Source organism: Nitrobacter sp. MLSD-S21, assembly GCF_058809865.1.
The window spans coordinates 488,156-512,738 of sequence record NZ_JBXASZ010000003.1; the positions used below are offsets into that span (position 1 = coordinate 488,156).

A 24,583-nucleotide genomic window follows, 5' to 3' on the forward strand; every position below is an offset into this window, starting at 1 on the left:
TCGCTCCCGCTCGTTATGACCCGCGCATCCATCTTCTTCGTAGGATTTTTGAAATAGATTGCCGGGTCAAGTCCGGCAATGATGAGTGACTTACTTCAACCTCGCCATCGCCACGCCTTCGCGCGCAAGCTGATCGGCGCGCTCGTTCTCGTCATGGCCGGCATGGCCCTTGATCCAGTGCCAACGCACGTCATGAGGCTTCAACGCATCGTCGAGCCGCTGCCAGAGATCGGCGTTCTTCACTGGCTTCTTATCGGCGGTACGCCAGCCGTTCCGCTTCCAGTTGTGAATCCAGCCGGTGATGCCTTGCCGTACGTATTGGCTGTCGGTGGTGAGATCGACAAGCGCCGGACGCTTCAGCGCCTCCAACGCTGAGATCGCCGCCAGCAACTCCATCCGGTTGTTGGTGGTATGCGGTTCGCCACCTTTCAGTTCTTTTTCGATTTCACCGAACCGCAGGATCGCGCCCCAGCCGCCGGGACCCGGGTTGCCTGAGCAGGCGCCGTCCGTGAAAATCGTGACATGCGGAAGCGCGGGCGAATTCACGCCACCAGCCCCGAGAGCGCGACGCCGTAGTCGCGAACGCTGCCGACACGCTGCTGGAAACGCAGCTTGCGGACGTATTCGAGCGGGTCTTTCGGTTTCACCAGCGCGCCGGCGGGCACGTTGAGAAAATCGACCAGCCGCGTCAGCAGAAACCGCAACGCGGCGCCCCGCGCGAGCAAAGGCAACGCCGCCTGTTCGGCCTCCGACAGCGCGCGCTCGCAATTGTAGGCGGCAAGCAGCGCCCGGGCCTTGGTGACGTTGAAGGAATGATCCGGCTCGAAACACCAGGCGTTGAGGCAGATCGCGACGTCATAGGCCAAGAAATCATTGCAAGCGAAATAGAAATCGATCAGCCCCGACAACCTCTCGCCGAGAAACAGCACGTTATCAGGAAACAGGTCGGCATGGATCACGCCAGCCGGCAGCTTCTCCGGCCAGTGTGCTTCAAGGTGGTCGAGTTCAGCCTTGAGAAAATCGTGCAAACCCTGTTGCACGGTATCGATGCAAGCTCCGGCCTGTTCGAACAGCGGCCGCCAACTGGACACCGACAGCGCATTAGCGCGGCTCATGGGGAAATCACCGCCGGCGAGATGCAGCTTCGCCAGCGCAGCGCCAGTCGCGGCGCAATGAGCGACGTTCGGCTTCCGTGGCCACACGCCCTCGAGAAAATCGATGATGGCGGCAGGACGCCCCGCGAGTCGGCCAAGCGTTTCGCCGCCGCGCGCCTTGACCGGCTGCGGACACACAATGCCGTGGGTCGCAAGATGACCCATCAAACCGAGAAAGAACGGCAGGTCGTCGATGGCGACGCGCTTTTCATAGAGCGTCAGGAAAAACGATCCGGAGGTGGTGTGCAGCAGATAGTTAGAGTTCTCGACGCCTTCGGCGATGCCCTTGTAGGACAGTATCTCGCCGATATCGTAGGCTTTCAGAAAATCCGCAAGCTCCTCGGCGGCGACGTCGGTGTAGACCGCCATCTCGTATCCTCGTTCCGGTCCCGGTCGTGCTACAGTGTTTTCGAGCGAAGTGGGTACCGGTTGGCGTGAAGAAAACGCGTCAAATCAGAATCATAGAGCCTCGCTTCTGATTCCATCAGAAGCGGAAAGACCTTAGGCGGCGTCAGGCCGCAGCGAGCGGGGCAGCGGGAAAAACTCGTTTTCTTCCGCAGCCGAAACCGTTTCCACCTCGAGTTCATAGCACGCAGCGAATGCGTCCATGATTTCCTCGACGATGACTTCGGGCGCCGACGCGCCCGCGGTGATCCCAAGGCTTCTGATGCCCTCGAACATGCTCCAGTCGAGATCGCTGGCGCGCTGCGCAAGCACGGATACTTTGCAACCCTCGCGCTCGGCAACTTCGCGCAGCCGCTGCGAATTGGAGGAGTTCGGCGCTCCGACCACGATCAGCGCGTCGACCACCGGCGCGACCTTCTTGACGGCCAACTGGCGGTTGGTGGTGGCGTAGCAGATGTCTTCCTTGTGCGGACCATGGATGTCCGGAAAGCGTTGCTTCAGTACCGCCACGATCTCGGCGGTGTCGTCGATGGACAGCGTGGTTTGAGTCACGAAAGCAAGATTACCGGCATCTTTCGGCGTGAATTTCTCGGCATCCTCAGCGGTTTCGATCAGAGTCACCGCACCCGCCGGCAATTGGCCGACGGTGCCGACCACTTCCGGGTGATGGGAATGCCCGATCAGCAGAATCTCGTGGCCGCGCTTGAAATGGATCGCCGCCTCGCGGTGAACCTTGGTCACGAGAGGACAGGTGGCATCGAGCGAAAAGAAATTACGCCTCTGAGCATCTGCAGGAACCGACTTCGGCACGCCATGGGCGGAAAAAACCACCGGCGCCTTGGTGTCGTCGGGGATCTCCGCCAGTTCCTCGACGAAGATCGCTCCCTTGGCGCGAAGGCTATCGACAACATAGCGATTATGGACGATTTCGTGACGCACATAGACCGGCGCGCCATACAGCGTCAGCGCACGTTCCACGGTATCGATCGCCCTGACCACCCCGGCGCAGAAGCCGCGGGGCGAGCAAAGCACGATTTTAAGTTTTGGTTTAGCATTCATGAGGCGATCCGGGCCGAATCATCCCACACCGGCGGGGCGGGAACGGCCAATACTTAAGAGATGACTTTGGACGGCTTTCGGGCGCTGTCAAGGCAGGTTCCGTAAACCAGGGATCGACAGAGCAAACCATTGCGCGGCCGACCTCCGGCAGCATATATAGACCCCAATTCCCGTCATCGTCGATGACCAAAAGGCTTTGCTCTGAGGGGTGGGCAAAGCGCAAAGGAGATTTGCCATGAGCAATGCACCGCTGATGCCGAAAGCGACTGCCGTGTGGCTCGTCGACAATACCGCGCTGTCGTTCGACCAGGTCGCTGACTTCACCAAGATGCATCCCCTGGAGGTCCGCGCCATCGCTGACGGCGATGCCGCCCAGGGCATCAAGGGCATGGACCCGATCTCCACCGGCCAACTCACCCGCGACGAGATCGAGAAGGGCGAAAAGGACCCGGACTACCGCCTCAGGCTCAGTGAGAGCAAAGTGGTGCTGCCACCGGCAGCCAAGAAAAAGGGCCCCCGCTACACCCCGGTGTCACGCCGCCACGAGCGGCCAAGCGCGATCCTCTGGCTCGTGCGCAATCATCCGGAATTGAAGGACGCTCAAATCATGCGTCTGGTAGGCACGACCAAAACCACGATTGCCGCGGTGCGCGACCGCACCCACTGGAACGCTTCGACTCTGACTCCGATGGATCCGGTGACGCTGGGGCTTTGCTCGCAGATCGAACTCGATTTCGAGGTGCAACGCGCGGCCAAGGAGAAGCCGACCGATCAGCAATATGGCGGCGCTACCTTACTGCCGGCGTCCGAGACCACCCGTCAGGACAGCGAATTCGAACCTACCGAAAAGCAGCAGGACGATCTCAACGTCGATGCCGTATTCGCCAAGCTGAAGACAATCGGCGGCAAGAAGGCCGAGGAGGAGGACGAGCGCTAACGTTTGTCGCCTCAGCCTTGAAAGGTTCGGATCCGGCGATATGATTGCGGACGCAAACGGTTTCAAACACGACTTCAATTCTCGTGAAAGTCCGCGACGCCATCCAAGCGATAGTACCAAGAGCTTTCGGGTCACAAATGAAGCGCAATGGCAAAGCACTGGAGCAACTAAAGCGCCATCGGATTTTTGCGACCGAGGTAACGATTCTGTGTCTCTGGATTTCGCTAGATAATTTCTGGAACGCCCTCAGTCAGGGCAGAATATATTATTCGGGCCGATTTACTTCTGGCCACTGGATCACAGCACACGACCATCCTGTTGCTTTTGTCTACACCCTGGTTGTGACGGCTGCAGTTCTTTCTATCGGACTTTTCACGTTCTATGTTGCATGGATTCTGAAATATCGCGACGAACCACGATCCGAGCCCAGTTCGCAGGACGGGAGTTAAGCCGTGACGTTCGTGAGTCCGCTGGCTTAGAAAATCAGTCGGCTACTGTCCGTTCAGCATCCGCTCGGCAAGATCCCGATGGGTGCGTTCCATCCGATCCGATCGCGTGGCGGCGACGTCACGATTTTTGCGGCAGGCAGTGTAGGCTGCGGATCCCTGCGGTCCGCCCTGCGCCTGGCAATAGCCATCGTCATCGCTCTGGGACAGCGCGTTCGAATTGTGGCGCTCAAGATTAGCGCATCCGCCCAGTGACAGCGCGGCCAGGACGATGGCCGCGTGGCGTGTGGATGTCATTCGTCCTCCCATGATCGTCCCCCGACTGCCAGAGCTTGGAGCATGATCCCGAAGGGTAAGAACCACTTTCGATAAGATCGATAAGATCATGGTCAAATGAAAGTAACGCTTCAGCCTGATACAATGCGATTGAATGAGACTGAAGCGACTGTTTGAACCCGATTGCGGGGATTGTAAGTCCATCGAATATTTCGGCGGTGCTGTGACATCACGCGCCAGAATGCGGCGGCACGGGCGTCCCGATCGGCTTACCCTCGTATTTTCTCCTGGATATTCAGGGCACTTCCGAGAGAAAGGCTCCGTCGCCATGCAAGACGACGGAGCAGTACATCCGGGGCTGGACGATCGGGAGGATGAATCGTCCTAGTTGGAACCGGATGGAGGCATGTCACGAGGTGCTAGACTGGCCCTCGGGACGTGCGGTCACCGCATGGGAGACGGTGGTGTAGCGATGCTGCGGCAATCGGCCTTCCGGCGGTCAAGCCGGAGGCCGGGCTGCGCCAGCCAGGATCGTATCACTCGGCCGCGACGGCTGTTTCACCGATACGCGGATCAAGTTTACCGGTGCGGTAAAGCTTGGCCATTTCAGCCAATGGGATCACCTTGATCTTCGAGGCATTCCCGGCAGTGCCGAACTGCTCGAAACGCTCGCGGCAGAGGTCGCGCATTGCATCCATCGCGGGTTTCAGGAACTTGCGTGGATCGAATTCGCTCTTGTTGCTGGCCGCGACTTTCCGGAATACCGCAGTCATGGCCAGACGGCAGTCGGTGTCGATATTGACCTTGCGAACGCCATGCTTGATGCCGCGAACGATTTCCTCGACCGGCACGCCCCAGGTCTGCGGCATCTCGCCGCCGAACTTGTTGAACTCATCCTGCAGATGCTGCGGCACCGAAGACGAGCCATGCATCACCAGATGGGTATTGGGAAGGCGGCGGTGGATTTCCTCGACCACCTTCATGGCGAGAATGTCGCCGTCCGGCTTGCGCGAGAATTTGTAGGCGCCGTGCGAGGTGCCCATCGCGATCGCCAGAGCGTCGACCTTGGTCGCGCGGACGAAATCGACGGCCTGATCCGGATCGGTCAGCAGTTGATCGTGGCTAACCGGCCCTTCGATGCCGTGCCCGTCTTCCTGCTCGCCGCCACCGTGCTCGAGCGAGCCAAGCACGCCCAGTTCGCCTTCCACCGAGGCGCCGACCCAGTGCGCCAAGTCAACGACGCGGCGGGTGATGTCGACGTTATATTCGTAGTCCGCTGCGGTCTTGGCGTCGGCCTTGAGCGAGCCGTCCATCATGACCGAGGTGAAACCGTACTTGATCGCGGTGGCGCAGGTCGATTCCTCGTTGCCGTGATCCTGATGCATGCACAGCGGAATATGCGGATACATCTGGTCCAACGCGTCGATCATGTTCGCGAGCATGATGTCGTTGGCGTAGGAGCGCGCGCCCCGCGAAGCCTGCATGATGACCGGCGCATCGACGGCGGCCGCAGCCTCCATGATGGCAAGTCCCTGCTCCATATTGTTGATGTTGAACGCCGGCACGCCGTAGCCATGCTCTGCAGCGTGATCCAGCAACTGTCTCAAAGTTATGCGCGCCATGTCGGTTCCCTCCCCATCTGGCTATCGTGAAAAGATGTCGCGTTTAGCGCGATCGTATTGTTGGCCACGCCCCGTCTTGACGCCGCCGGGGCTGGCGATTTCGGACATGCGATTTCACTCATGCGCGTTTCTTTCGCTCGATGAGCTGAAGGATGAGCGGCGTCAGGATCAACTGCATCGCGAGGTCCAGCTTGGATCCGTGGATGACGATAGAGTTGGCGCGCGACATAAAGCTGCTCGGAATCATCGACAGCAGATACGGAAAATCGATCCCGCGCGGATTCTTGAGGCGGATGACGACCATCGACTCGTCGGGCGTCGGTATCCACCGGGAGATGAACGGGTTCGAAGTATCCACCGTCGGCACGCGTTGGAAATTGATGTCCGTCTCAGCGAATTGAGGACAGATATAATTGACGTAATCCGGCATGCGCCGGAGGATGGTGTCGGTGACCGCCTCGGTGGAATAGCCGCGCGCATTCCGGTCGCGGTGCAGCTTCTGGATCCATTCGAGATTGATGACGGGAACGACACCGATCTTGAGATCCGCGTACTGAGCGACATTTACCTTGTCGGTCACAACGGCCCCGTGAAGACCCTCGTAGAACAACAAATCCGAGGCATCCGGCAGAGGCTGCCAGTCCGTAAACGTTCCAGGAGGAACACCGTGCAGCGCCGATTCCGCATCGTCGTGAACATAGTATCGCGTGTTGCCCGTTCCGGTCTCGCCATAGCTACGGAACACACCCTCAAGTTCGGCGAACAAGTTGGTTTCAGGACTGAAATGACTGAAGTGCTTGTTGCCCTTGTCCGATTCCTCGGCCATGCGGGTGCGCATTTCAGCGCGATTGTAACGGTGGAAGGCGTCGCCTTCGATGTAGGCCGCAACGACATTCTCGCGGCGGAAAATCTGCTCGAAGGTTCGCTTGACGGACGTCGTACCGGCGCCCGACGAACCCGTAATTGATATGATGGGATGCTTCCTTGACACGATATAAGCCCCTCAAACGCGAAACAGACCGCGGTTCCCGAACAACGGCGCATTCGCTTCCAGAGCGACGTCGGGGACCGTATGCATATGTTCGAGCCGCTGGACGTTCTTGATCGAACCCATAATCAGCGGCACTCGCTGATGAAGGCTGTCGGGTACGATATCGAGAACCCGCTTTCGTCCGGTCGAAGCGCCGCCGCCCGCCTGCTCGACGATGAAAGCCATCGGGTGCGCCTCGTAAACCAGGCGCAGGCGCCCTTCCTCATAGCCGTCCCGAGCGTCTCCGGGATAGAGGAAAATACCGCCGCGAATAAGAATGCGGAAAGCCTCCGCGACGAGCGAGCCGATCCAGCGCATGTTGAAATTCTTGCCGCAGGGGCCATCGGCTCCCGCAAGGCACTCATCGATATAGGCGCGAACCGGCAGGTCCCAGTGCCGCCTGTTCGATGCATTGATCGCGAACTCGTTTGCGTCCGTCGGGATTTGCACTGACGATCCGGTGAGCTTGAACACCCTGTCGGCTCGGTCAAGCGTGAAGATGTCGACACCCCGCCCGAGCGTGAGAACGAGAGAGGTCTGCGGACCATAGACAACGAAACCGGCCGCAAGCTGCGCACTTCCTGCTTGCCTGAAGGCCGCATTGACATCGGAAGGCGTCGGCATGATTGAAAAAATCGTACCTACCGACATGTTCGTGTTGATGTTCGACGAACCGTCCAACGGATCGAATGCAACGCAGATCGGCGCGCCCGGATTCAAAATATCCAGATCCGCCATTTCCTCCGAGGCAAGCGCTGCGATCGGCAGCTTGCCGAGAGCGTCGCGAATAATTTGATCGGCGCGAACATCGAGATCTTTTTGAACATCACCGTCGGTGTTACGACCTTGTGCCTGTCCGGTGATCCCGGCCAACGCTCCGCGGCAGGTCAGATCGGAAATATCGACCGCAGCCCGCGCAAGCGCAGCTACTGCTTCCTTCACTGCCTGGCGGAGCGGATCCGATCCCGCCTCGCCATCCATCCTTTGCTGCAGTGTCAGCTCTTGGCTCATTCAGACTCCCCCTCGGCCGCAATCTCCAAACAGCCGATTTGCCGCTTTCCAGAGCATCGCGAGAATTGACTCGTTGCATGTAATAAGTACAATTTCAATATCCTTCATCGAGGCAAAAATTTTCTTATATGATCACGAAGCTTCGCGACGTTACAATTCGGCAGCTTCGTGCTTTGGCATCGGTTGCGGTAGGAGGTAGCGTCACTGCCGCCGCCAACAAATTGCATTTGACTCAACCTGCGGTCACGCTGCAATTGCGGAATCTTCAGCAACTCTGCGGACTGCCTCTGCTCCAGCGAACCAGCGATGGCATGGTTCTCACGCCTGCTGGACAGGAGTTGTACACGCTTTTCGAGCGCATCGAAGCTGCGATCGAAAGTTGCGCAACGTCGCTCGACATGATCACCGGTCGAACCGGCGGGCGCATATCGATCGGCGCTGTCAGTACGGCAAAATATTTTGTCCCATTTGCGATTTCCGCGTTTTCGAAGCTTCATCCGGGGATGGACATCAGTCTGACGATCGTCAATCGCCAGGACATACGTCAGGCTCTGCGCAGCTATGCGCTCGATTTTGCCATCATGGGCCACCCGCCTCCCGATATCGAACTGGACCGGCATTTGATCGGCGACCATCCGCATGTCGTCATCGCGCCGACAGGACACCGGCTTGCAAACGCGTCCGGGCTTTCGGCGGTCGATCTGGCGCACGAAAGGTTCGTGTCCCGCAAACCGGGCTCGGGTACACGATTCCTCATGGAACAGTTTTTTGAGAACAGCAATCTCGAGCCCCAGATCGGCATGGAGATGAGCAGCAACGAGACCATCAAGCAGGCGGTCATCGCCGGTCTCGGGATCGCTTTCATCTCGGCGCACACCGTGGCCGTGGAACTTAAGGAAGGCCGGATGATCACGCTCGACATCACCGGGCTTCCTATTATTCGGCAATGGTTCGTCGTCAGGAGAAAAGACAAGGTGTTGCTTCCTCCGGCGCAGGAAATGCTCGATTTCCTGGTCGAAAACGGCCGGCAGTTCCTGCCGCAGGCGCCGCTCGGCCACGGCGGCACTGATCCGGGGCCTACGCCGGCCAGGTGAATCGGCCCGGTAGGTTCGCGCGTGAGCAACCACCGCGCGATCTTGACGCAAAATGCATCGGGTCAACGCTTTTGATCTTTCGCATCGAAAGATCGAAGTCGACGCATAACAGGATACTGAAACGGGAAAATGCATGCCAGACAATCTCGCGGCCGCGTAACAAGCGGTCCGACGTAAACAAGCACTAGCGCCTAGCATACGGCCACCGCACGCATGAGGGGTCAATTCGTCGCGCGCCGCGTTGCGCGGCTGGCGCATCGAAATTATAAGTCATTGAAATGATGGTCGGAGTGGCAGGATTTGAACCTGCGACCCCTGCGTCCCGAACGCAGTGCTCTACCGGGCTGAGCCACACTCCGACAAGACGCGGCTTATAGCCTTGGGTTTCGCGCACCGCAAGAAGCTGAATTGAGAACCGAAACCGCTATGACCGTGGACCTGACAACGCAGATTCGACCGGCCGGGGAGACCGCGACAGCCGCAGCCGCGCGGACGCTGCGCGACGGCGGGCTTGTCGCGTTCCCCACTGAGACGGTTTACGGCCTCGGCGCTGACGCCGCCAACGCGGAGGCGATCACACGGCTCTACCAGGCCAAGGGCAGGCCCGCATTCAATCCGCTAATCGTCCATGTCGGAGACCTTGCGGCCGCGAAACGGACCGCCCGGTTCAATGCCACCGCCCTCGCGCTCGCCGATGCGTTCTGGCCGGGTCCGCTGACGCTGGTGCTGCCGAAGGGCACTCGCTGCCCGGTAGCCGATCTTGCCACCGCGGGCCTCGACACCGTCGCCCTGCGGGTTCCCGCTCATCCAGTGGCGCGCGCTATCCTGCGCGATTTCGGCGGCGCGGTTGTCGCGCCCTCCGCCAACCTGTCGGGCCACGTCTCACCGACGACGGCGGCGCATGTACAAAGCGATCTCGCGGGACGGATCGACCTCATCGTCGACGGCGGACCGGTGGAGGTTGGCATTGAGTCAACCATCATCGGCTGTTTCGATCGGCCGGCGTTGCTGCGTCCCGGCGGAATTCCGCGCGCCGACATCGAGCGCGTGCTGGGCCACACTTTGGCCTCGCCAGATCCCGGCGCGGCCGCTGGACGGCCGCTGGCGTCAGGAATGCTGGACTCGCACTACGCACCACGCGCCCGGATGCGGCTCAATGTAGCGAACCTTACGCGCGGCGAGGCGCTACTGGCTTTCGGTCGGACCGATCTGTCGGGTGTCGACACCGCGGCCGCTGTGATAAATCTGTCCGAATGCGGTGATCTAAAGGAGGCCGCCGCCAATCTTTTCGGCTGTCTTCGCGCCTTAGACACCAGCGGTGCGCGGACCATCGCAGTGATGCCGGTTCCCGACGAGGGGCTCGGGGAAGCCATCAACGACAGGTTGCGCCGCGCCGCCGCCCCGAAAGGCTGATGGACGTGCCGATCGTCAGGCCAGAATTCCTGCAGCCGCCGTTGTCGCCCGATCTGATTGCGCGCCTCACGGCCATCGTCGGCGACAAATATGCGGTAACCGACGCCGAGGAACTGGCGCAATACCTCACGGAGGCGCGCAACCTGTTTCATGGCCGCTCCCCGCTGGTGCTGCGTCCCGCATCGACGGCAGAGGTATCGGCGATCTGCAAGCTCGCGAGTGAACATCGGATCGCGCTGGTCCCGCAGGGCGGCAACACCGGTCTCGTCGGCGGACAGACCCCGCACAGCGGCGAGGTCGTGGTGTCGATGCGGCGGATGGACAGAATCCGCGAAGTCGATACCGCCTCCAACACAATGACGGTCGAGGCCGGCGTTATCCTGCAGACAATCCAGCGGCGCGCCGACGAGGCTGACCGTTTCTTCCCCTTGTCGCTCGGCGCTGAAGGAAGCTGCACCATCGGCGGCAATCTCTCGACCAATGCCGGCGGCACCGGCGCGCTGGCGTATGGCGTGGCTCGCGACATGGCGCTCGGCCTCGAGGTGGTGCTGGCCGACGGGCGCATCCTCAACGGTTTGTCCAAGCTGAAAAAGGACAATACCGGCTACGATCTGCGCAACCTGTTCATCGGCGCCGAAGGCACCCTCGGTATCATCACCGCCGCGGTCGTGAAGCTGTTCTCGAAACCGCGCTCGGTGCAAACCGCTTTCGTTGGCCTGAAATCGCCGGCCGACGCTCTGAAACTGCTGGCCATCTCTCAGGCCGAAGCGGCCGGGAGCCTGACAAGTTTCGAACTGCTTGCAGAGATCTGCGTCGACATCTGCCTCAAGCACGGCACCGACATCCGCGATCCGCTCGCTTACCGCCATCCCTGGTATGTGCTGATGGAAATCTCATCGTCGCGTGACGATGCGGCTGCGACCGTTGAGGCCGTTCTCGATCGGGGCATAAGGAACGGCTTCGTCGGCGATGCGGTTCTTGCGGCCAGCCTTCAGCAGCGAGCGGCGTTCTGGAAGCTGCGCGAGACGATCCCGCCGGCACAGAAACGGGAGGGCGGCTCGATCAAGCACGATATCTCTGTGCCCGTCGCCGCCGTACCTGCCTTCATCGCCGAGGCCAATATCGCCGTGGCAAAGCTCATTCCGGACGCCCGCCCGGTCCCGTTCGGCCACCTTGGAGATGGCAACATTCACTACAATGTCAGCCAACCCGTGAGCGGGATGACGACACAGGAATTTCTCGCCCGGTGGCAGGAGGTCAATGCCGTCGTCTTCAAGATCGCGCTGCGGATGGGCGGCTCGATTTCCGCTGAACACGGTATCGGCGTGCTGAAGCGCGATGATCTGCCCGGCGTGAAGGACAAGACGGCAATCGAAGTGATGCGCGGCATTAAGGCGCTATTCGACCCTCTCGGCATCATGAATCCGGGCAAGGTACTGTAGGGGTTGGAAAACGGCAGCTTTTTTGAAATGGCGCAATGGCCACGAAATGTTGCTTTCCACGTCAGAACAGCGAGCCCTGACCATCGTCGCTTAAGGTTGCGGACGCAGCCTTGCGAGCCGCTGGCTTCTTTGCGGCCTGCTTCGCCTCGCTTTCCAGTTGCTCTGCTGAGATTGGCATAATCAGTTGCTCATCGTCGTGGACGACATGGTTCACGCGCGCCGACACCTCATGCCAGACGAATTCGCCGTTTTCCGGCGCGCGCAGCAACAGCGCAGCCTCTTCGGATTCGATAGCGGCGCCGTCGAGCCAGCGCGCGCGATCCGCAGGAGCGATCGTCACCGGCACGCGCGGATGCAAGGTCGCGAGATCGCCGCGCGCCGCCGTGGTGACGATGGCGACCGTATCAAGCTCTTCGCCGTTCGGCCCGACCCAGGTCTCTGCAAGGCCCGCAAACGCGATCAGCCTGCCATTGCCCGGCCGGATGAAGAACGGCCGCTTTCGTTCTTCCGATTGATGCCATTCGTAGTAGCCGTCGGCCGGAAGCAGGCAGCGGCGCCGTTTCATCGCGTTCTTGAAAGAGGGCTTGTCCAGCACCGTCTCGGCGCGGGCATTAATGAGAAGCGCGAACTGCCGGGGGTCCTTGACCCAGGCCGGAATCAGGCCCCACCGCATGAGACGGAAACGCCGGGCATCATTCTCAAGGATGACGACAGGAGCCGGCTGGGTCGGCGCAATATTGTACCGCGGCGGGAAATTCGGCTGTTCGGCGTACCCAAAAACCTGACGCATCGCCTCCGGCGGCGACAAGATCACGTAGCGCCCGCACATTTCATTGTCCCAACAGATGCGACATTCAATCCGTTTTAATATCGGAGTCCAACACTGGAACGAATGACATCGACGGCCAACGAATCACCCTTCTCTCCAGCAATCGCGACGCAAGCCGACCAGAACGGGGCGGGCAGCGGGGCCGCGCTGGCGGCCGCCAATATCAACCCGCAAAGCGGCCTTGCGACTGACTATCTCAATCACTTCAACGAAGCCATCATGCTGCTCGAAATGATACCAGACATGCCCGATTGCGTGGAGGATTTCCTAAATTGGCGGCCCCTGACCTACCGGGAGCATTTCATGGCCTCGAATTTCAAGGCACGCGAGCAGGCGATCCAGGCTTATGAAAACGCCAACCCCGACATTCGCGCCAAATTCGATAAGCTGACTGCCACCATGACCTCAATCCTGACCGCAGTGGCTTCGGCGATGAAGGAGGTTCGCCAGCACGAGACACGCGCCGCGCTTGCGACACAGGCGGTCGGCTGGATCAAGCCGATGGTCATGCGGGCCGGCGGCATCATCAATGGTCAGGGTGGCGAAACCGATGTCGATTACATTATGAACCACTGATGCCTCCCGCGCGTCAGTTTCCGCAACTCGCCGTCAGCGCCGCGATCTTCCGCGACGGCAAGATTTTGCTGGTGCGCCGCGCCCGGCCGCCCGGCAAGGGCTTGCACTCTCTACCCGGCGGACGAATCGAATTCGGCGAGACCGTCGCTGGCGCGCTACATCGCGAGGTGGCGGAGGAAACCGGGCTCACGATCGAGATTATCGGTCTCGTGGGCTGGCGGGAGGTGATGCCGACTCGGCCCGGCGACGGGCATTACATCGTGATGTCGTTCGCGACCCGTTGGATCGCAGGCGACCCCATCCTGAACGACGAACTCGACGCCTTCAGTTGGGTCGCCCCCGAGTTGCCAGGCGAATTGCGGCTCACCGAAGGTCTGCAAACCATCATCGATTCCGCACGGCGGCTCGTCGGGGTTTGAACCGGGGTTGAAAGCCCTGTGCAGATCGTCCCGCCTTGCTTCCATCGCATTGAAGGGGCATATCACGACGGATCCGGGCCTCTTCATGCGTAAATCGGTTTTAGCGGTTGTTCTGGTGGCTGCGATCTGTGGCGCGATGCCCGCGCGCGCGCAGGACGGGGCCGCGCCCTTTGACGCCGATCTACAACGTCTGGCCGAAATCCTCGGCACGCTGCACTATCTTCGCGACATCTGCGCCGCCAACGACGGCGCGAAATGGCGCAGCGAAATGCAGGCCCTGATCGACGCCGAAACGCCCTCGGGCGAACGCCGTTCCAGGATGATCGCAGCCTTTAACCGCGGCTATAACTGGTTCCAGCAGACTTACCGGGTATGCACGCCAGCCGCGAATGTCGCAATCCGTCGGTATGTCGAGGAAGGCGCGAAAATTTCCCGCGACCTGACCGCCAGATACGCAAACTGATTCTGCCGCCGGGATTGCGCGTCAAATGCGCCAAGGCGCGTTAACCTTTCCTAAAGAACTGGCTGTCCGGCCCCGAATCGCGTGCTAAACCACGGCCATTGAGCGTTCGCCTCGTCAGACGTATTCGGAATTTTCATGCGCCCGCCATTTGCATTCAGCACGGCCCGCGATCTGCCCGATCATGAGCAGAAGCAGGCTGCGCTGAGCTACCTCAATGAAGCGTGGGCCGAGGCGCGGCACGACGGTGTCGATGGCGATTGTCTGGCGCAGGCCAGCCTGTTTGCTGCCTTCGCCGAACTTGTCGGCACCTATGGCGAGGATGCCGTGGCGACGTTCGTCGAAGGTCTTGCGGGCCGCGTTCGCAACGGCGAGTTCTCGATCGCGCTGGCGAAGCAATAAGCCCAGCTCCGGCCATCCTTTTGATTGAGATGATCTTATCCGAAAATCGGTATCCACTTTTCGGAATCATGCTCTAGGGCTTCAGCGTCTCCAGAAAACGCACCGGCTCGCCCGTGGATGCGGTCGTCAGTTCCCCCTGCCACATCACGCGGCGGCCGCGCACGAAAGTGCCGACCGGCCAGCCCGTCACGTCGACACCGTCATAGGGCGTCCAGCCTACGCGCGACGCCACCCATTTGTTCGTAATGGTCTCGGTCCGGCTGAGATCAACCACAGTGAAGTCGGCATCGTAGCCGGCTGCGATCCGTCCCTTGCAAGCGATGTTGAACAGCCGCGCCGGACCGGCGCTGGTGAGATCGACAAAGCGCGCCAGCGACAGGCGGCCCGCATTGACGTGATCCAGCATCAAAGGCACCAGCGTCTGCACGCCGGTCATGCCCGACGGCGATGCCGGATAGGTCTTCTGCTTCTCCTCCAGCGTATGCGGTGCGTGATCGGAGCCGAGCACATCGATGATGCCCTGCTCGATGCCCTTCCATATCCCTGAGCGATGTGCCGCATCGCGCACCGGCGGATTCATCTGCGCCAGCGTGCCAAGCCGCTCATAGCATCCGGGGGCGGCCATGGTCAGGTGATGTGGTGTCGCCTCGCAGGAGGCCACATCCTTGTGGTCGCGCAGATACTCGATCTCTTCCTTGGTCGAAATATGCAGCACATGAATGCGCTTTCCGGTCTCGCGGGCGAGAGTAACGAGCCGCTGCGTCGCCAGTAGCGCGGCGGTCTCGTCGCGCCACACCGGATGCGAGCGCGGATCACCGTCGACGCGCAAATTCTTGCGCTCGTTCAGACGGTATTCGTCCTCGGCGTGAAACGCGGCACGGCGGCGGATCACGTTGAAGATTTTCCGCAGACTGTCGTCATCCTCGACCAGCAGCGCGCCGGTGGACGATCCGACGAACACCTTGACGCCGGCGCAGCCGGGAGCGCGTTCCAGTTCGGGCAGATCCTGCACATTCTCGCGGGTGCCGCCTATGAAGAATGCGAAATCGCAATGCATCCGATGATGCGCCGCCTTCATCTTCGCGGCGAAGGTTTCCGCCGTGACTGTCAGAGGATTGGTGTTCGGCATCTCGAACACCGCAGTCACGCCGCCCATCACCGCGCTGCGCGAGCCGGTTTCGAGGTCTTCCTTGTGCGTCAGTCCCGGCTCGCGGAAATGCACTTGGGTGTCGATCACGCCGGGCAGAATATGCAGCCCCCGGCAGTCGATGACCTCGCCCGCGTCGGCCTGGCCAAATCCGCCGATCGCCGCGATGCGGCCGTTTGAAACGGCGATGTCACCGACCCCCTCGCCGTCCTGATTGACGATGGTGCCGGATCTCAGAATCACGTCAAATGTCTTGGTCATCGTTCCCAAAAGCTTTCCGCGCGGCCGCGCGGACCTTGTTGCCCGCACCTTAGCGGCTTACGTTCCGAAAGCGAAATCCGGCACGCAGGTTTCCCCGGTGGGTACTGCGCGGGAACCGCCAAGAGAGCAACGCCCGAACCAAGAGAAGTGTCATGAAAGCAGCGTTTCTTCCCGACCGGGGCGTGGTGAAGGTCAGCGGCGACGACGCCCGCAATTTTCTCAACGGTCTGGTGACCACGGACGTGACCAAGGTTGAGCCGGGGCTTGGGCGATTTGGCGCGCTGCTGACGCCGCAAGGCAAGATCACCTTCGATTTCCTCATCACCGAAGCGCAGGCCGGTCACGGCGGCGGCTTTCTTATCGATTGCCCGTTGCCGCTAGCTCAGCCGCTCGCGACCAAGCTGGGTTTTTACAAGCTGCGCGCCAAGGTCACGGTCGAAAACCTTTCGGGCAAGCTCGGCGTGCTGGCGGCCTGGGACGGCGAACCCGCCATGCACCCCGACCTGACCTTCGCAGACCCGCGCAGCGACAAGCTCGGCTGGCGCATTCTCGCGCCGGAAGAACTCGCGGCCCGAGCAGCCAATGTGATCGGCGCCGAACTGGTCGAAAGCGCCGACTATGAGGCTCACCGGATCGCCGCGGGCGTGCCGAGCGGCGGACTGGATTTCACGTTCGGCGATGCTTTTCCGCATGAAGCCAATATGGACCGGCTACACGGCGTCGATTTCGACAAAGGCTGCTATGTCGGTCAGGAAGTGGTTTCACGCATGGAGCATCGCGGCACTGCGCGCAGCCGGATTGTGCGAGTGCGCCTGGACAATGGCGCGCCCGAGCCAGGGGCGGCCGTGGTCGCGGGGGAGAAGTCCGTAGGCACCATGGGCTCGTCGGCAGCGGACCAGGGTCTTGCGCTGCTGCGGCTGGATCGCGCCGCCGACGCGATCGAGGCCGGGATTCCGTTGACCGTGGGCGGCGTTCCGATCCATGTCGCCGAACCGGACGATCTGAAGCTATCGGCGAAGAATACTGTCGCATGACGCAATCCGCGCGTATGCATGCCGACGGCCTCGCCCGCTGTCCGTGGCCCGGCGACGACCCGCTCTATCTCGCCTATCACGATACTGAATGGGGCATACCCGAATATGACGACCGCGCGCTGTTCGAAAAGCTGATCCTCGACGGCTTTCAAGCCGGTCTGTCGTGGATCACGATTTTGCGCAAGCGCGACAACTTCCGCCGCGCCTTCGAGGATTTCAACCCTGAGACAATCGCCCGCTACGACGAGAAGAAGGTCCACGCGCTGATGGACGATGCGGGAATCGTACGCAATCGGGCTAAAATCGAGGGGGCCATCACCAGCGCGAAGTCCTACGTGACGATCATGGAGCAGGGTCCGGGCTTTTCCGCGCTGCTGTGGAATTTCATGGACGGCCGGCCGAAGGTCAATCGGTTCAAGACCACCGCGACCGTACCGACCTCGACACCGCTGTCGATCAAAATCTCGAAGGAATTGACATCGCGCGGATTCAAGTTCGTCGGGCCCACGATCGTCTACGCCTTCATGCAGGCGACGGGGATGGTCAACGACCATCTGGTCACATGCCATTGCCATGAGACGTGCGGCAAGCAGGCGCGCAAGCCACGTTCCGCTGCGCAATGACGGGACGGGTTTCGAAGACCGCGACGCGCGCATGGCAGCGAATGCTGTCCGGGCGGCGGCTCGACCTGCTCGATCCCTCGCCGCTCGACATCGAGATCGCGGATATCGCGCATGGCCTCGCCCGCGTCGCGCGATGGAACGGCCAGACCCACGGCGAGCATATTTTCTCGGTCGCGCAGCACACGCTGCTGGTCGAGGCCGTGATGCGCGAGCACACGCCACGCGTCGATATCCGGGTGCGGCTGGCGGCGCTGCTGCATGACGCGCCGGAATATGTCATCGGCGACATGATCTCACCATTCAAGGCGGTGATCGGCGGTTCCTACAAGGCGGTGGAGAAGCGGCTGCTGTCGGCGATCCACATCCGCTTCGGACTGCAACCAGCATTGCCCGCCGACATCGAGCAGCAGATCAAGGATGCCGACATGGGCGCGGCCTATCTCGAAGCGACCCATCTCGCAGGTTTCTCGGAGCCCGAGGCGAAGCGGCTGTTCGGCAGCGATCCGGGCCTTCCGGAGGCGATGATCGAGGATTATCTGACGCCGTGGCCGGCGAGCGAGGCCGAGAACCGGTTCCTGGCGCGATTCCAGAGCCTGTGCGGTTAGAGCGGGATCAGGATAAGTATTTGGCGCCTGCGTCCCGCCCAAAAATATCGGAACCGCATCATCTTCGCGGACCGCCTTTTGTCCCAAGGCGCTCCGGCCTATAATCTCCCGAAAACTCGGGAACGCCATGATCCACGTCTGCTCGCTTGCCGCGCTTGCGCAAACCGTGAAAACCAGCGGTGCCAGCCATGTCCTCACTGTCATGGCGAACGTCGATCAGGTGCGGCGGCCGCACTCGATTCTCGAGGCTAATCATCTGAAGGTGTCGATGGACGACATCAACGAGCCCGTGGATGGTTTCGTCGCGCCGAACGACGATCATATCATGCAGGTTCTGACGTTCATCCGTGGCTGGGATCGCAAGGCGCCGCTGGTGGTGCATTGCTACGCCGGGATCAGCCGGTCGACCGCGAGCGCTTTCACCGCCGCCTGCGCGCTCAACCCGCATCGCGACGAGATCTCCATCGCACGTCAGATCCGAGCGGCCTCGCCAATCGCGCAGCCGAATCGCCTGATCGTAGCGCTGGCAGACAAAGCTCTTGGACGTGGAGGACGAATGCTGCGCGCGGTCGACGAAATGGGTCCCGGCGATATGACGATCGAAGGCCGACCGTTCCGCATCGATCTGGCATAATCGATATTATGCTTTTCGCGGAAAAGCGGCTCGCGACCCAGCGCGATCGGTGTGTCTACCGAACTTAATCGGTGGAACGTCGTAGTTCCAAAGCGCCTTCGACCTTGGCCGGCCTGGCTTCCGGCTTGACGGGCTCAAGCCTGGCGCTCTCGACCCTCGGGGTTTCGACACGCGCGGTCACTTCCGTGTTCGACGCATCGGCCGTGCGCGAAACCCTGCGGCGAGCATACGGGTGTGCAGCAGCGCGCGCCAGCAGCATCTGCCTGCCCCCCTGATGGTCGAAGTCGCAATACGCAAAGCCCATGCCCGATACCGAACCGCGGAAGCTGGCTTCGCTCTTCTTGTCGAGGTTGAAGCACGGTTCGAACGGAAGACCCTTGATCGACGCGCAAACCGCCTGACCGCGCACCTGTAATGTATTGCCCGGCAGCCTCATGTGGCGAACCGGACCTTCGCCGCTGAACTGCACCGCGCCGGCCGCGCCCCCGTCCTCGAACACCCGGCCGGCGCCACGCGTACCGTCGAAGCAGGTGAACGCGAAAACCTTGCCGGATACGAACCGTTTGGCCTCGTTGGCATTCATGAGGTGACCGGCCGTTGCCGGTGCGGCGATCGCACCTGCAACCAGGACTCCTGACACGAAACGCGCGAGCATACTGCAACTCCGACAACTTGATCGCGGGATGGCGCCGATGGCCGACTTTACCCGCTCCTTACCATACTAACCGTGGCAACATTGGAGCAGCTTGGTTGGTAAAGTCTGAATATCCTAGGAAACTTTCACCACGAGGCGCCCGCGAACTTCGCCCGCGAGAATCCTGGTGACGGCTGGATCAACGCTTCCAGACGAATTTCATAAGTTATTTCAGATATTTCTAACAATAGAAATCATTCGCAAGCCGCCAGCCAGTCGCCCTTGATCCGCGCCTTACTCCGCCTAGGATCCAAAATGACAGTGGCCGTCTGTTGGCGATTGCGCCGGCAACTCTACCGCCGGGCAGAGCTACCAAATTCAGCCGAACTGTGAGCTGCCTCGGCGAGTCTGGCGGAGATTTCGGCGGTCTGAGCCGTTGTGCCCCAACTCGGCGCATCCTTGCCGTCGCCCCACGCGCGCGGACGGTAGAAGGTATGAACACCGGTGCGGTACATTTTCTTCATTTCGCGCACCCAGGAAGGATGCACCCAATAGGCGTGATAGTGCGTCGACTTGCCGACTTCCGACAGCCACAGCCGTCCGTCGAGAGTGGCCTTCGCTATCCTGCGGGCGCGATCCCACATGTCCGGCTCGGTGACGACGTCGCGAATGCCGTCGCAGGCAAACGTGAATTGGCAGGCCAAACGACGATTTGCGTTCTGGTAGACTGCGCCGCACACCGTGGTCGGATAGTAACCCGAGAACACGCGGTTCATAACCACTTGAGCAACCGCGATCTGGCCGCGAACCGCTTCGCCGCGCGCTTCGAAATAAACCGCCTCCGCGAGGCATTTTTCCTGCTTGGCGCGCTTCTTGTCATCCAGAAGACCGAGCCGCTCGGCCGGCGTTTTGACCTCGCCCTTGCCGACCACGGTTTCGCCGGCTTTTGCAGAATCCCGCTGCGGCGGCCGGGATGCCTTCATGTCAGGATCCGCTGCCAGGGCCGGCATCACGATCATGGGTTCTTCGCCGGGGCGCCAATGTTCCAAACCTTCACTTGCGACACCTAGTGCCGAACTGCCGAAGTACAGGCTTGCCGTCTTGATGGAAAACTCGTCGGTGGAAGGTTGCGGCCTCTCGACCGCTTTGTCAGCCTCAAGATCGTCTGACGGCTGCACATCGAGCGGAATATCGTATTGCGGCAAAGGAGGTGCGTTCAGGGCTTCCGCCAGTTCGGGATCGAGCCCCGAGGGTTCCCCGTCATGACGGGTCGTCGCCGTCTTTGCCCCGAACACCGACGCATTGGACGTTGAGGGGTCCTGCGGCGCAGCATCCGTCGGCGCAATGGGCGGCGGCTCCGGCGCAACGAGGGCTAAACGGTCGCTCTTCAGCGTCCGATTGACCTTGGGGAAATCCGAAGCGCTATAGCGTGGCGGCGGCCGCGTCAGCCGGGTGCGCGCGGCAGCACCAACGCCATCATCGAGACTCGCAAGCAAGAGTGTGGCCGCGCGCGGTACCGATGTGCCGACCGGACGCCCGAAATTGAAGGTCGCGACCTGAATGGAGCTGACCGCGTTGGCGGAAACACGCCTTTGCCAGCGTTCGGCGACACCCGGCTGCCTCGCAAGCAATGACGCAATATCCTGATATCCGACTTCGTTCGGGATCAATGCGAAGACGCAGAGACCGAAACCGAAGAGCGCAAGATGCGCGCTCTTCGGTTGGTTACGCAACACAGACATCGACACGCTCACGCAACGCCACACACGTGATCGATTTGTACGTTTAGTCCATTTCGATCGATCTCGGTAATATCCAATTAAAGTTGCGAGGGCGTTAATCGGCGATGCAAGTGCACAACAGGCAAGAGGCATCCGAAAGCGCGCGCGAATATCGGGAGCGTTGGTAAACAACGCCTCGAGCGAAATAGTAAAGATACGGTCAACGCTTGATTTGCCGCGGATGACGCGCAGGCGGTTCACCGGCGGAGCATGATCTTATCTGAAAACCTGCTTCTGCTTTCAGGAACTGATTTAGGCGGCCGGCAGGCTTTCCGATCATGACCGTCCATCATCCACTCGGCTCGCGACCATCTTGCCGAGCGCCGCATGAGCGGCGGCAAGACGCGCGATCGGTACGCGGTATGGTGAGCATGACACATAGTTCAATCCGATCTCGTGACAGAATGCCACCGAAACGGGATCGCCGCCGTGTTCACCACAGATGCCCACCTTGAGATTCGGGCGGGTCTTGCGGCCACGCGCGACGCCAATCTTCACCAGTTCTCCGACGCCGCCACGATCTATCGAGATGAATGGATCGATCTCCAAAATTCCCTTCGCGATATAGGCGCCAAGGAAGCTCGCCGCGTCGTCGCGGCTGATGCCAAACGTGGTCTGCGTGAGGTCGTTGGTGCCGAACGAAAAAAACTCCGCCGTTTCGGCGATCTCTCCTGCCGCCAGACAGGCGCGCGGCAATTCGATCATGGTGCCGACCTGGTAAGCCGGCTTGCCGCCGGTTTCGCGTGTCACCGATTGCGCGGTCATATCGATCCGCGTCTTGACCAGATCGAACTCCGCCTTGGTCGCGATGAGCGGCACCATGACTTCAACGGCGACGGCCTTGCCGGTGCGCTTTTCGGCCTCGATCGCCGCCTCGAAGATCGCCCGCGCCTGCATTTCGGCGATCTCAGGATAAACGATGGCAAGGCGGCACCCACGAAAGCCAAGCATTGGATTGAATTCCGCGAGATTGCGAGCACGGTCAGCCAGCTTGCGCGGATCGGTATTCATCGCACGCGCGACTTCCTCGATCTCGGCCTGCGTATGCGGCAAAAATTCATGGAGCGGAGGATCAAGCAATCGGATCGTGACCGGCAGGCCCTTCATGATCTCGAACAACTCGACGAAATCGGCGCGCTGCATCGGTAACAGTTTCGACAGCGCGGCGCGGCGCGCCTGCTCGTCTTCGGCCAGAATCATTTCTCGCACCGTACGGATGCGAGTCTCCTCGAAGAACATGTGCTCGGTGCGGCACAGGCCGATTCCCTCGGCACCAAACCTCACCGCCGTTCGCGCGTCGGCTGACGTGTCGCCGTTGACCCGGATGCCGAGCTTGCGAATCTCGTCGGCCCAGCCCATCAGCGTACCGAACTCACCGGACAGCTCGGGCTCGATCATCGACATCTGTCCCGCCAGCACCTCGCCGAGCGAACCGTCGATGGTGATGACGTCACCGACCTTGAAGGTGCGATCTCCGACTGCCATGGTGCCGCGTCCATAATCGACGCGGATGCTGCCGCAGCCGGAAACGCAGGGCTTGCCCATGCCGCGCGCAACCACCGCCGCGTGCGAGGTCATGCCGCCGCGCGTCGTCAAAATGCCCTCGGCGGCATGCATACCGTGGATGTCTTCCGGACTGGTCTCGATCCGTACCAAGATAACCTTGCGGCCGCCGGCCTGCAGCTTGGTTGCCTCCTCCGAAGAAAACACGATCTCACCCGCAGCCGCGCCGGGCGACGCCGGCAAGCCGGTGGCAACCACGTCGCGCTGTGCGCTGGGATCGATGGTCGGATGCAGCAACTGATCAAGCGAGGCCGGATCGATACGGACCACCGCATCTTTCCTGGAGATCAGGCCCTCATTGGCAAGTTCGACCGCGATGCGCAACGCGGCGCGCGCGGTACGTTTACCGCTTCGGGTCTGGAGCATCCACAGCTTGCCATCCTCGACTGTGAACTCCATGTCCTGCATGTCGCGATAGTGCTTTTCAAGCAACCTGTAGATGCGCGTCAACTCCTTGAAGGATTCGGGCATTGCCGTTTCCATCGACGGCTTGTCGGACCCGGACTCCTTGCGCGCCGCCTCGGTGAGGTCCTGCGGCGTGCGGATGCCTGCCACCACGTCCTCGCCCTGAGCGTTGATGAGAAACTCACCATAGAGCCGGCTTTCGCCGGTGGACGGATTGCGCGTGAACGCCACGCCGGTTGCCGATGTCTCACCCAGATTGCCAAACACCATGGCCTGCACGTTGACGGCGGTGCCCCACGACTCCGGAATATTGTGCAGGCTGCGATAAGTGACCGCCCGCGCATTCATCCAGGACGAGAACACTGCGCCGATCGCGCCCCACAGCTGCTCATAAGGATCTTGCGGAAAATCCTTGCCGGTCTCGCGTGCAACAGCCGTCTTGTACTTGCCCACCACCTCGACCCAGTCGTCGCCGGTCAGGTCCGTGTCAAGCGAATAGCCCCTGCCATCCTTGAACGTATCCAGAATGTCTTCGAAGTGATGATGTGCGAAGCCCAGCACGACATCCGAATACATAGTGATGAAGCGGCGATAGCTATCATAAGCAAATCGCCGATCGCCAGAGAGCGCGGCCATAGCTTCGACGGTCTTGTCATTGAGACCGAGATTGAGCACCGTATCCATCATGCCGGGCATCGAGGCGCGCGCTCCCGATCGCACCGAGACCAAAAGCGGATTGGCCGCGTCACCGAACACCTTGCCGGTTATTTTTGCGACGTACTGCAGTGCTTTTTCGACCTGTGGCTTCAGCTCCTTGGGATAGGATTTGTCATGCGCATAGAAAACCGCGCATACCGAGGTGGTAATCGTGAAGCCGGGAGGCACTGGCAAACCGAGATTTGCCATCTCGGCGAGATTGGCACCCTTGCCGCCGAGCAGCTCCTTCAGTTCTGCTTTGCCCTCCGCCTTGCCGTCTCCAAACGTATAGACCCACTTGCCCCTCGCCGGCGGCGTTGCGTTATTCGTCGCCCTCCCCGTACCGGCGGAATTTCGCTTTTTCGCCCGGGATTTTGTAGATGGTTTTGATTTCGTTGCAGGCTTTTTCGACTTCGAGGCAGCTTTGGCCATGGTTTGAAACCATTCCTCGTAAGGGAAACCGTGCGCGCCTTACACCACGTTTCGACAACGCCGCGCAAGCTACGCGAACGGCCTCGTTCTGAAGTGATATCCACGTACAATTCAAGTTCGGAGCACAACGCAAAACAGCCCGGCTTACGCCGGGCTGTTTTGATTTTAGACGCCGATGGATAGCACCGAACGT

General features: G+C 60.8%; 24 protein-coding genes and 1 tRNA gene. 12 read left to right on the top strand and 13 right to left on the bottom strand.

Annotated features, from left to right (window positions below; translation table 11 throughout):
• Positions 1-90 precede the first annotated feature (90 nt).
• The 3 genes from rnhA to ispH form a co-directional block, all read right to left on the bottom strand.
• Entirely contained in the window at positions 91-546 is a 456-nt protein-coding gene (gene rnhA, locus AC1RT6_RS12295) for a ribonuclease HI (RefSeq protein ID WP_079448249.1), read from the bottom strand.
• Positions 543-1,523 (bottom strand): homoserine kinase, encoded by a 981-nt coding sequence (locus tag AC1RT6_RS12300; RefSeq protein WP_079448250.1) that lies wholly within the window; start codon positions 1,521-1,523, stop codon positions 543-545. Before AC1RT6_RS12300 ends, rnhA begins: the two co-directional genes overlap by 4 nt.
• A gap of 132 nt (positions 1,524-1,655) precedes the next feature.
• Positions 1,656-2,618 (bottom strand): 4-hydroxy-3-methylbut-2-enyl diphosphate reductase, encoded by a 963-nt coding sequence (gene ispH / locus AC1RT6_RS12305; RefSeq protein WP_079448251.1) that lies wholly within the window; start codon positions 2,616-2,618, stop codon positions 1,656-1,658.
• 235 nt (positions 2,619-2,853) lie between these two features.
• Here ispH and AC1RT6_RS12310 point away from each other — a divergent pair, with 235 nt between their 5' ends.
• Positions 2,854-3,555, top strand: a complete 702-nt coding sequence (locus AC1RT6_RS12310; protein ID WP_079448252.1) for a DUF1013 domain-containing protein — start codon at positions 2,854-2,856, stop codon at positions 3,553-3,555.
• Between the two features lie 491 nt (positions 3,556-4,046).
• Here the strand turns inward: AC1RT6_RS12310 and AC1RT6_RS12315 are convergent, their stop codons facing one another.
• The 4 genes from AC1RT6_RS12315 to AC1RT6_RS12330 form a co-directional block, all read right to left on the bottom strand.
• Complete coding sequence (locus AC1RT6_RS12315) at positions 4,047-4,298, bottom strand: hypothetical protein (protein ID WP_173816059.1); 252 nt, start codon at positions 4,296-4,298, stop codon at positions 4,047-4,049.
• A 515-nt stretch (positions 4,299-4,813) separates the two neighbouring features.
• Entirely contained in the window at positions 4,814-5,899 is a 1,086-nt protein-coding gene (fba, locus tag AC1RT6_RS12320) for a class II fructose-bisphosphate aldolase (protein WP_079448255.1), read from the bottom strand.
• A gap of 118 nt (positions 5,900-6,017) precedes the next feature.
• On the bottom strand, positions 6,018-6,890 hold the full coding sequence (locus AC1RT6_RS12325) for a phosphoribulokinase (protein WP_079448256.1): 873 nt from the start codon (positions 6,888-6,890) through the stop codon (positions 6,018-6,020).
• Positions 6,891-6,902: 12 nt separating this feature from the next.
• Positions 6,903-7,940: a class 1 fructose-bisphosphatase gene (locus tag AC1RT6_RS12330; RefSeq protein WP_079448258.1), complete on the bottom strand. Its 1,038-nt coding sequence runs from the start codon at positions 7,938-7,940 to the stop codon at positions 6,903-6,905.
• Positions 7,941-8,068: 128 nt separating this feature from the next.
• Here AC1RT6_RS12330 and AC1RT6_RS12335 point away from each other — a divergent pair, with 128 nt between their 5' ends.
• Positions 8,069-9,034, top strand: a complete 966-nt coding sequence (locus tag AC1RT6_RS12335) for a LysR family transcriptional regulator (protein WP_079448259.1) — start codon at positions 8,069-8,071, stop codon at positions 9,032-9,034.
• Positions 9,035-9,316: 282 nt separating this feature from the next.
• On the opposite strand, the gene AC1RT6_RS12340 is transcribed toward AC1RT6_RS12335, so the two are convergent.
• Positions 9,317-9,393, bottom strand: a tRNA-Pro gene (locus tag AC1RT6_RS12340).
• Positions 9,394-9,460: 67 nt separating this feature from the next.
• Here AC1RT6_RS12340 and AC1RT6_RS12345 point away from each other — a divergent pair.
• Positions 9,461-10,447, top strand: a complete 987-nt coding sequence (locus AC1RT6_RS12345) for an L-threonylcarbamoyladenylate synthase (RefSeq protein WP_079448261.1) — start codon at positions 9,461-9,463, stop codon at positions 10,445-10,447.
• Positions 10,447-11,889, top strand: coding sequence for an FAD-binding oxidoreductase (locus AC1RT6_RS12350; RefSeq protein ID WP_087881218.1), 1,443 nt, complete (start codon positions 10,447-10,449; stop codon positions 11,887-11,889). The genes AC1RT6_RS12345 and AC1RT6_RS12350 overlap by 1 nt, the downstream gene beginning before the upstream one ends.
• A 61-nt stretch (positions 11,890-11,950) precedes the next feature.
• Here the strand turns inward: AC1RT6_RS12350 and AC1RT6_RS12355 are convergent, their stop codons facing one another.
• Positions 11,951-12,718 carry an SOS response-associated peptidase gene (locus tag AC1RT6_RS12355; protein ID WP_079448262.1) on the bottom strand — a complete coding sequence of 256 codons (768 nt, stop codon included), beginning with the start codon at positions 12,716-12,718 and terminating at the stop codon, positions 11,951-11,953.
• Between the two features lie 63 nt (positions 12,719-12,781).
• Here AC1RT6_RS12355 and AC1RT6_RS12360 point away from each other — a divergent pair, with 63 nt between their 5' ends.
• The 4 genes from AC1RT6_RS12360 (at position 12,782) to AC1RT6_RS12375 (ending at position 14,575) form a co-directional block, all read left to right on the top strand.
• Entirely contained in the window at positions 12,782-13,294 is a 513-nt protein-coding gene (locus AC1RT6_RS12360; protein ID WP_079448264.1) for a hypothetical protein, read from the top strand.
• Entirely contained in the window at positions 13,294-13,713 is a 420-nt protein-coding gene (locus AC1RT6_RS12365) for an NUDIX hydrolase (RefSeq protein ID WP_079448266.1), read from the top strand. Before AC1RT6_RS12360 ends, AC1RT6_RS12365 begins: the two co-directional genes overlap by 1 nt.
• An 85-nt stretch (positions 13,714-13,798) precedes the next feature.
• The gene (locus AC1RT6_RS12370) at positions 13,799-14,176 is read left to right on the top strand and encodes a TIGR02301 family protein (RefSeq protein WP_079448286.1); all 378 of its coding nucleotides are present in this window, start codon (positions 13,799-13,801) and stop codon (positions 14,174-14,176) included.
• A gap of 135 nt (positions 14,177-14,311) precedes the next feature.
• On the top strand, positions 14,312-14,575 hold the full coding sequence (locus AC1RT6_RS12375; RefSeq protein WP_472790605.1) for a hypothetical protein: 264 nt from the start codon (positions 14,312-14,314) through the stop codon (positions 14,573-14,575).
• A 73-nt stretch (positions 14,576-14,648) separates the two neighbouring features.
• On the opposite strand, the gene AC1RT6_RS12380 is transcribed toward AC1RT6_RS12375, so the two are convergent.
• Positions 14,649-15,983: a dihydroorotase gene (locus tag AC1RT6_RS12380; protein WP_079448268.1), complete on the bottom strand. Its 1,335-nt coding sequence runs from the start codon at positions 15,981-15,983 to the stop codon at positions 14,649-14,651.
• A 152-nt stretch (positions 15,984-16,135) separates the two neighbouring features.
• On the opposite strand from AC1RT6_RS12380, the gene ygfZ reads away from it, so the two are divergent.
• The 4 genes from ygfZ (at position 16,136) to AC1RT6_RS12400 (ending at position 18,879) form a co-directional block, all read left to right on the top strand.
• Positions 16,136-17,017: a CAF17-like 4Fe-4S cluster assembly/insertion protein YgfZ gene (gene ygfZ, locus AC1RT6_RS12385; protein ID WP_079448269.1), complete on the top strand. Its 882-nt coding sequence runs from the start codon at positions 16,136-16,138 to the stop codon at positions 17,015-17,017.
• Entirely contained in the window at positions 17,014-17,640 is a 627-nt protein-coding gene (locus AC1RT6_RS12390) for a DNA-3-methyladenine glycosylase I (RefSeq protein ID WP_079448270.1), read from the top strand. Before ygfZ ends, AC1RT6_RS12390 begins: the two co-directional genes overlap by 4 nt.
• Positions 17,637-18,245, top strand: a complete 609-nt coding sequence (locus AC1RT6_RS12395) for a YfbR-like 5'-deoxynucleotidase (RefSeq protein WP_079448272.1) — start codon at positions 17,637-17,639, stop codon at positions 18,243-18,245. Before AC1RT6_RS12390 ends, AC1RT6_RS12395 begins: the two co-directional genes overlap by 4 nt.
• 127 nt (positions 18,246-18,372) lie before the next feature.
• Positions 18,373-18,879 carry a tyrosine phosphatase family protein gene (locus tag AC1RT6_RS12400; protein ID WP_472790608.1) on the top strand — a complete coding sequence of 169 codons (507 nt, stop codon included), beginning with the start codon at positions 18,373-18,375 and terminating at the stop codon, positions 18,877-18,879.
• A gap of 64 nt (positions 18,880-18,943) precedes the next feature.
• Here AC1RT6_RS12400 and AC1RT6_RS12405 read toward each other — a convergent pair whose 3' ends face one another.
• The 3 genes from AC1RT6_RS12405 to ppdK all read right to left on the bottom strand — a co-directional run bounded on the left by AC1RT6_RS12405 (position 18,944) and on the right by ppdK (position 24,390).
• Positions 18,944-19,534 carry a hypothetical protein gene (locus AC1RT6_RS12405; RefSeq protein ID WP_079448274.1) on the bottom strand — a complete coding sequence of 197 codons (591 nt, stop codon included), beginning with the start codon at positions 19,532-19,534 and terminating at the stop codon, positions 18,944-18,946.
• 332 nt (positions 19,535-19,866) lie between these two features.
• Positions 19,867-21,255 carry a cell wall hydrolase gene (locus AC1RT6_RS12410; RefSeq protein WP_079448275.1) on the bottom strand — a complete coding sequence of 463 codons (1,389 nt, stop codon included), beginning with the start codon at positions 21,253-21,255 and terminating at the stop codon, positions 19,867-19,869.
• Positions 21,256-21,570: 315 nt separating this feature from the next.
• Positions 21,571-24,390, bottom strand: coding sequence for a pyruvate, phosphate dikinase (ppdK, locus tag AC1RT6_RS12415; RefSeq protein WP_079448276.1), 2,820 nt, complete (start codon positions 24,388-24,390; stop codon positions 21,571-21,573).
• Between the last annotated feature and the right edge of the window lie 193 nt (positions 24,391-24,583).

Bases quoted from the DNA above. Each gene is read 5' to 3' on its own strand.
- AC1RT6_RS12410 (WP_079448275.1), bottom strand. From the start codon at position 21,255: ATGTCTGTGTTGCGTAACCAACCGAAGAGCGCGCATCTTGCGCTCTTC.
- fba (WP_079448255.1), bottom strand. From the start codon at position 5,899: ATGGCGCGCATAACTTTGAGACAGTTGCTGGATCACGCTGCAGAGCAT.
- AC1RT6_RS12335 (WP_079448259.1), top strand. From the start codon at position 8,069: ATGATCACGAAGCTTCGCGACGTTACAATTCGGCAGCTTCGTGCTTTG.
- AC1RT6_RS12315 (WP_173816059.1), bottom strand. From the start codon at position 4,298: ATGACATCCACACGCCACGCGGCCATCGTCCTGGCCGCGCTGTCACTG.
- AC1RT6_RS12310 (WP_079448252.1), top strand. From the start codon at position 2,854: ATGAGCAATGCACCGCTGATGCCGAAAGCGACTGCCGTGTGGCTCGTC.
- AC1RT6_RS12365 (WP_079448266.1), top strand. From the start codon at position 13,294: ATGCCTCCCGCGCGTCAGTTTCCGCAACTCGCCGTCAGCGCCGCGATC.
- AC1RT6_RS12405 (WP_079448274.1), bottom strand. From the start codon at position 19,534: ATGCTCGCGCGTTTCGTGTCAGGAGTCCTGGTTGCAGGTGCGATCGCC.
- AC1RT6_RS12380 (WP_079448268.1), bottom strand. From the start codon at position 15,983: ATGACCAAGACATTTGACGTGATTCTGAGATCCGGCACCATCGTCAAT.
- ispH (WP_079448251.1), bottom strand. From the start codon at position 2,618: ATGAATGCTAAACCAAAACTTAAAATCGTGCTTTGCTCGCCCCGCGGC.
- AC1RT6_RS12395 (WP_079448272.1), top strand. From the start codon at position 17,637: ATGACGGGACGGGTTTCGAAGACCGCGACGCGCGCATGGCAGCGAATG.
- AC1RT6_RS12355 (WP_079448262.1), bottom strand. From the start codon at position 12,718: ATGTGCGGGCGCTACGTGATCTTGTCGCCGCCGGAGGCGATGCGTCAG.
- AC1RT6_RS12375 (WP_472790605.1), top strand. From the start codon at position 14,312: ATGCGCCCGCCATTTGCATTCAGCACGGCCCGCGATCTGCCCGATCAT.
- ppdK (WP_079448276.1), bottom strand. From the start codon at position 24,390: ATGGCCAAAGCTGCCTCGAAGTCGAAAAAGCCTGCAACGAAATCAAAA.
- AC1RT6_RS12350 (WP_087881218.1), top strand. From the start codon at position 10,447: ATGGACGTGCCGATCGTCAGGCCAGAATTCCTGCAGCCGCCGTTGTCG.
- AC1RT6_RS12390 (WP_079448270.1), top strand. From the start codon at position 17,014: ATGACGCAATCCGCGCGTATGCATGCCGACGGCCTCGCCCGCTGTCCG.
- AC1RT6_RS12370 (WP_079448286.1), top strand. From the start codon at position 13,799: ATGCGTAAATCGGTTTTAGCGGTTGTTCTGGTGGCTGCGATCTGTGGC.
- AC1RT6_RS12400 (WP_472790608.1), top strand. From the start codon at position 18,373: ATGATCCACGTCTGCTCGCTTGCCGCGCTTGCGCAAACCGTGAAAACC.
- ygfZ (WP_079448269.1), top strand. From the start codon at position 16,136: ATGAAAGCAGCGTTTCTTCCCGACCGGGGCGTGGTGAAGGTCAGCGGC.
- AC1RT6_RS12300 (WP_079448250.1), bottom strand. From the start codon at position 1,523: ATGGCGGTCTACACCGACGTCGCCGCCGAGGAGCTTGCGGATTTTCTG.
- AC1RT6_RS12330 (WP_079448258.1), bottom strand. From the start codon at position 7,940: ATGAGCCAAGAGCTGACACTGCAGCAAAGGATGGATGGCGAGGCGGGA.
- AC1RT6_RS12360 (WP_079448264.1), top strand. From the start codon at position 12,782: ATGACATCGACGGCCAACGAATCACCCTTCTCTCCAGCAATCGCGACG.
- AC1RT6_RS12345 (WP_079448261.1), top strand. From the start codon at position 9,461: ATGACCGTGGACCTGACAACGCAGATTCGACCGGCCGGGGAGACCGCG.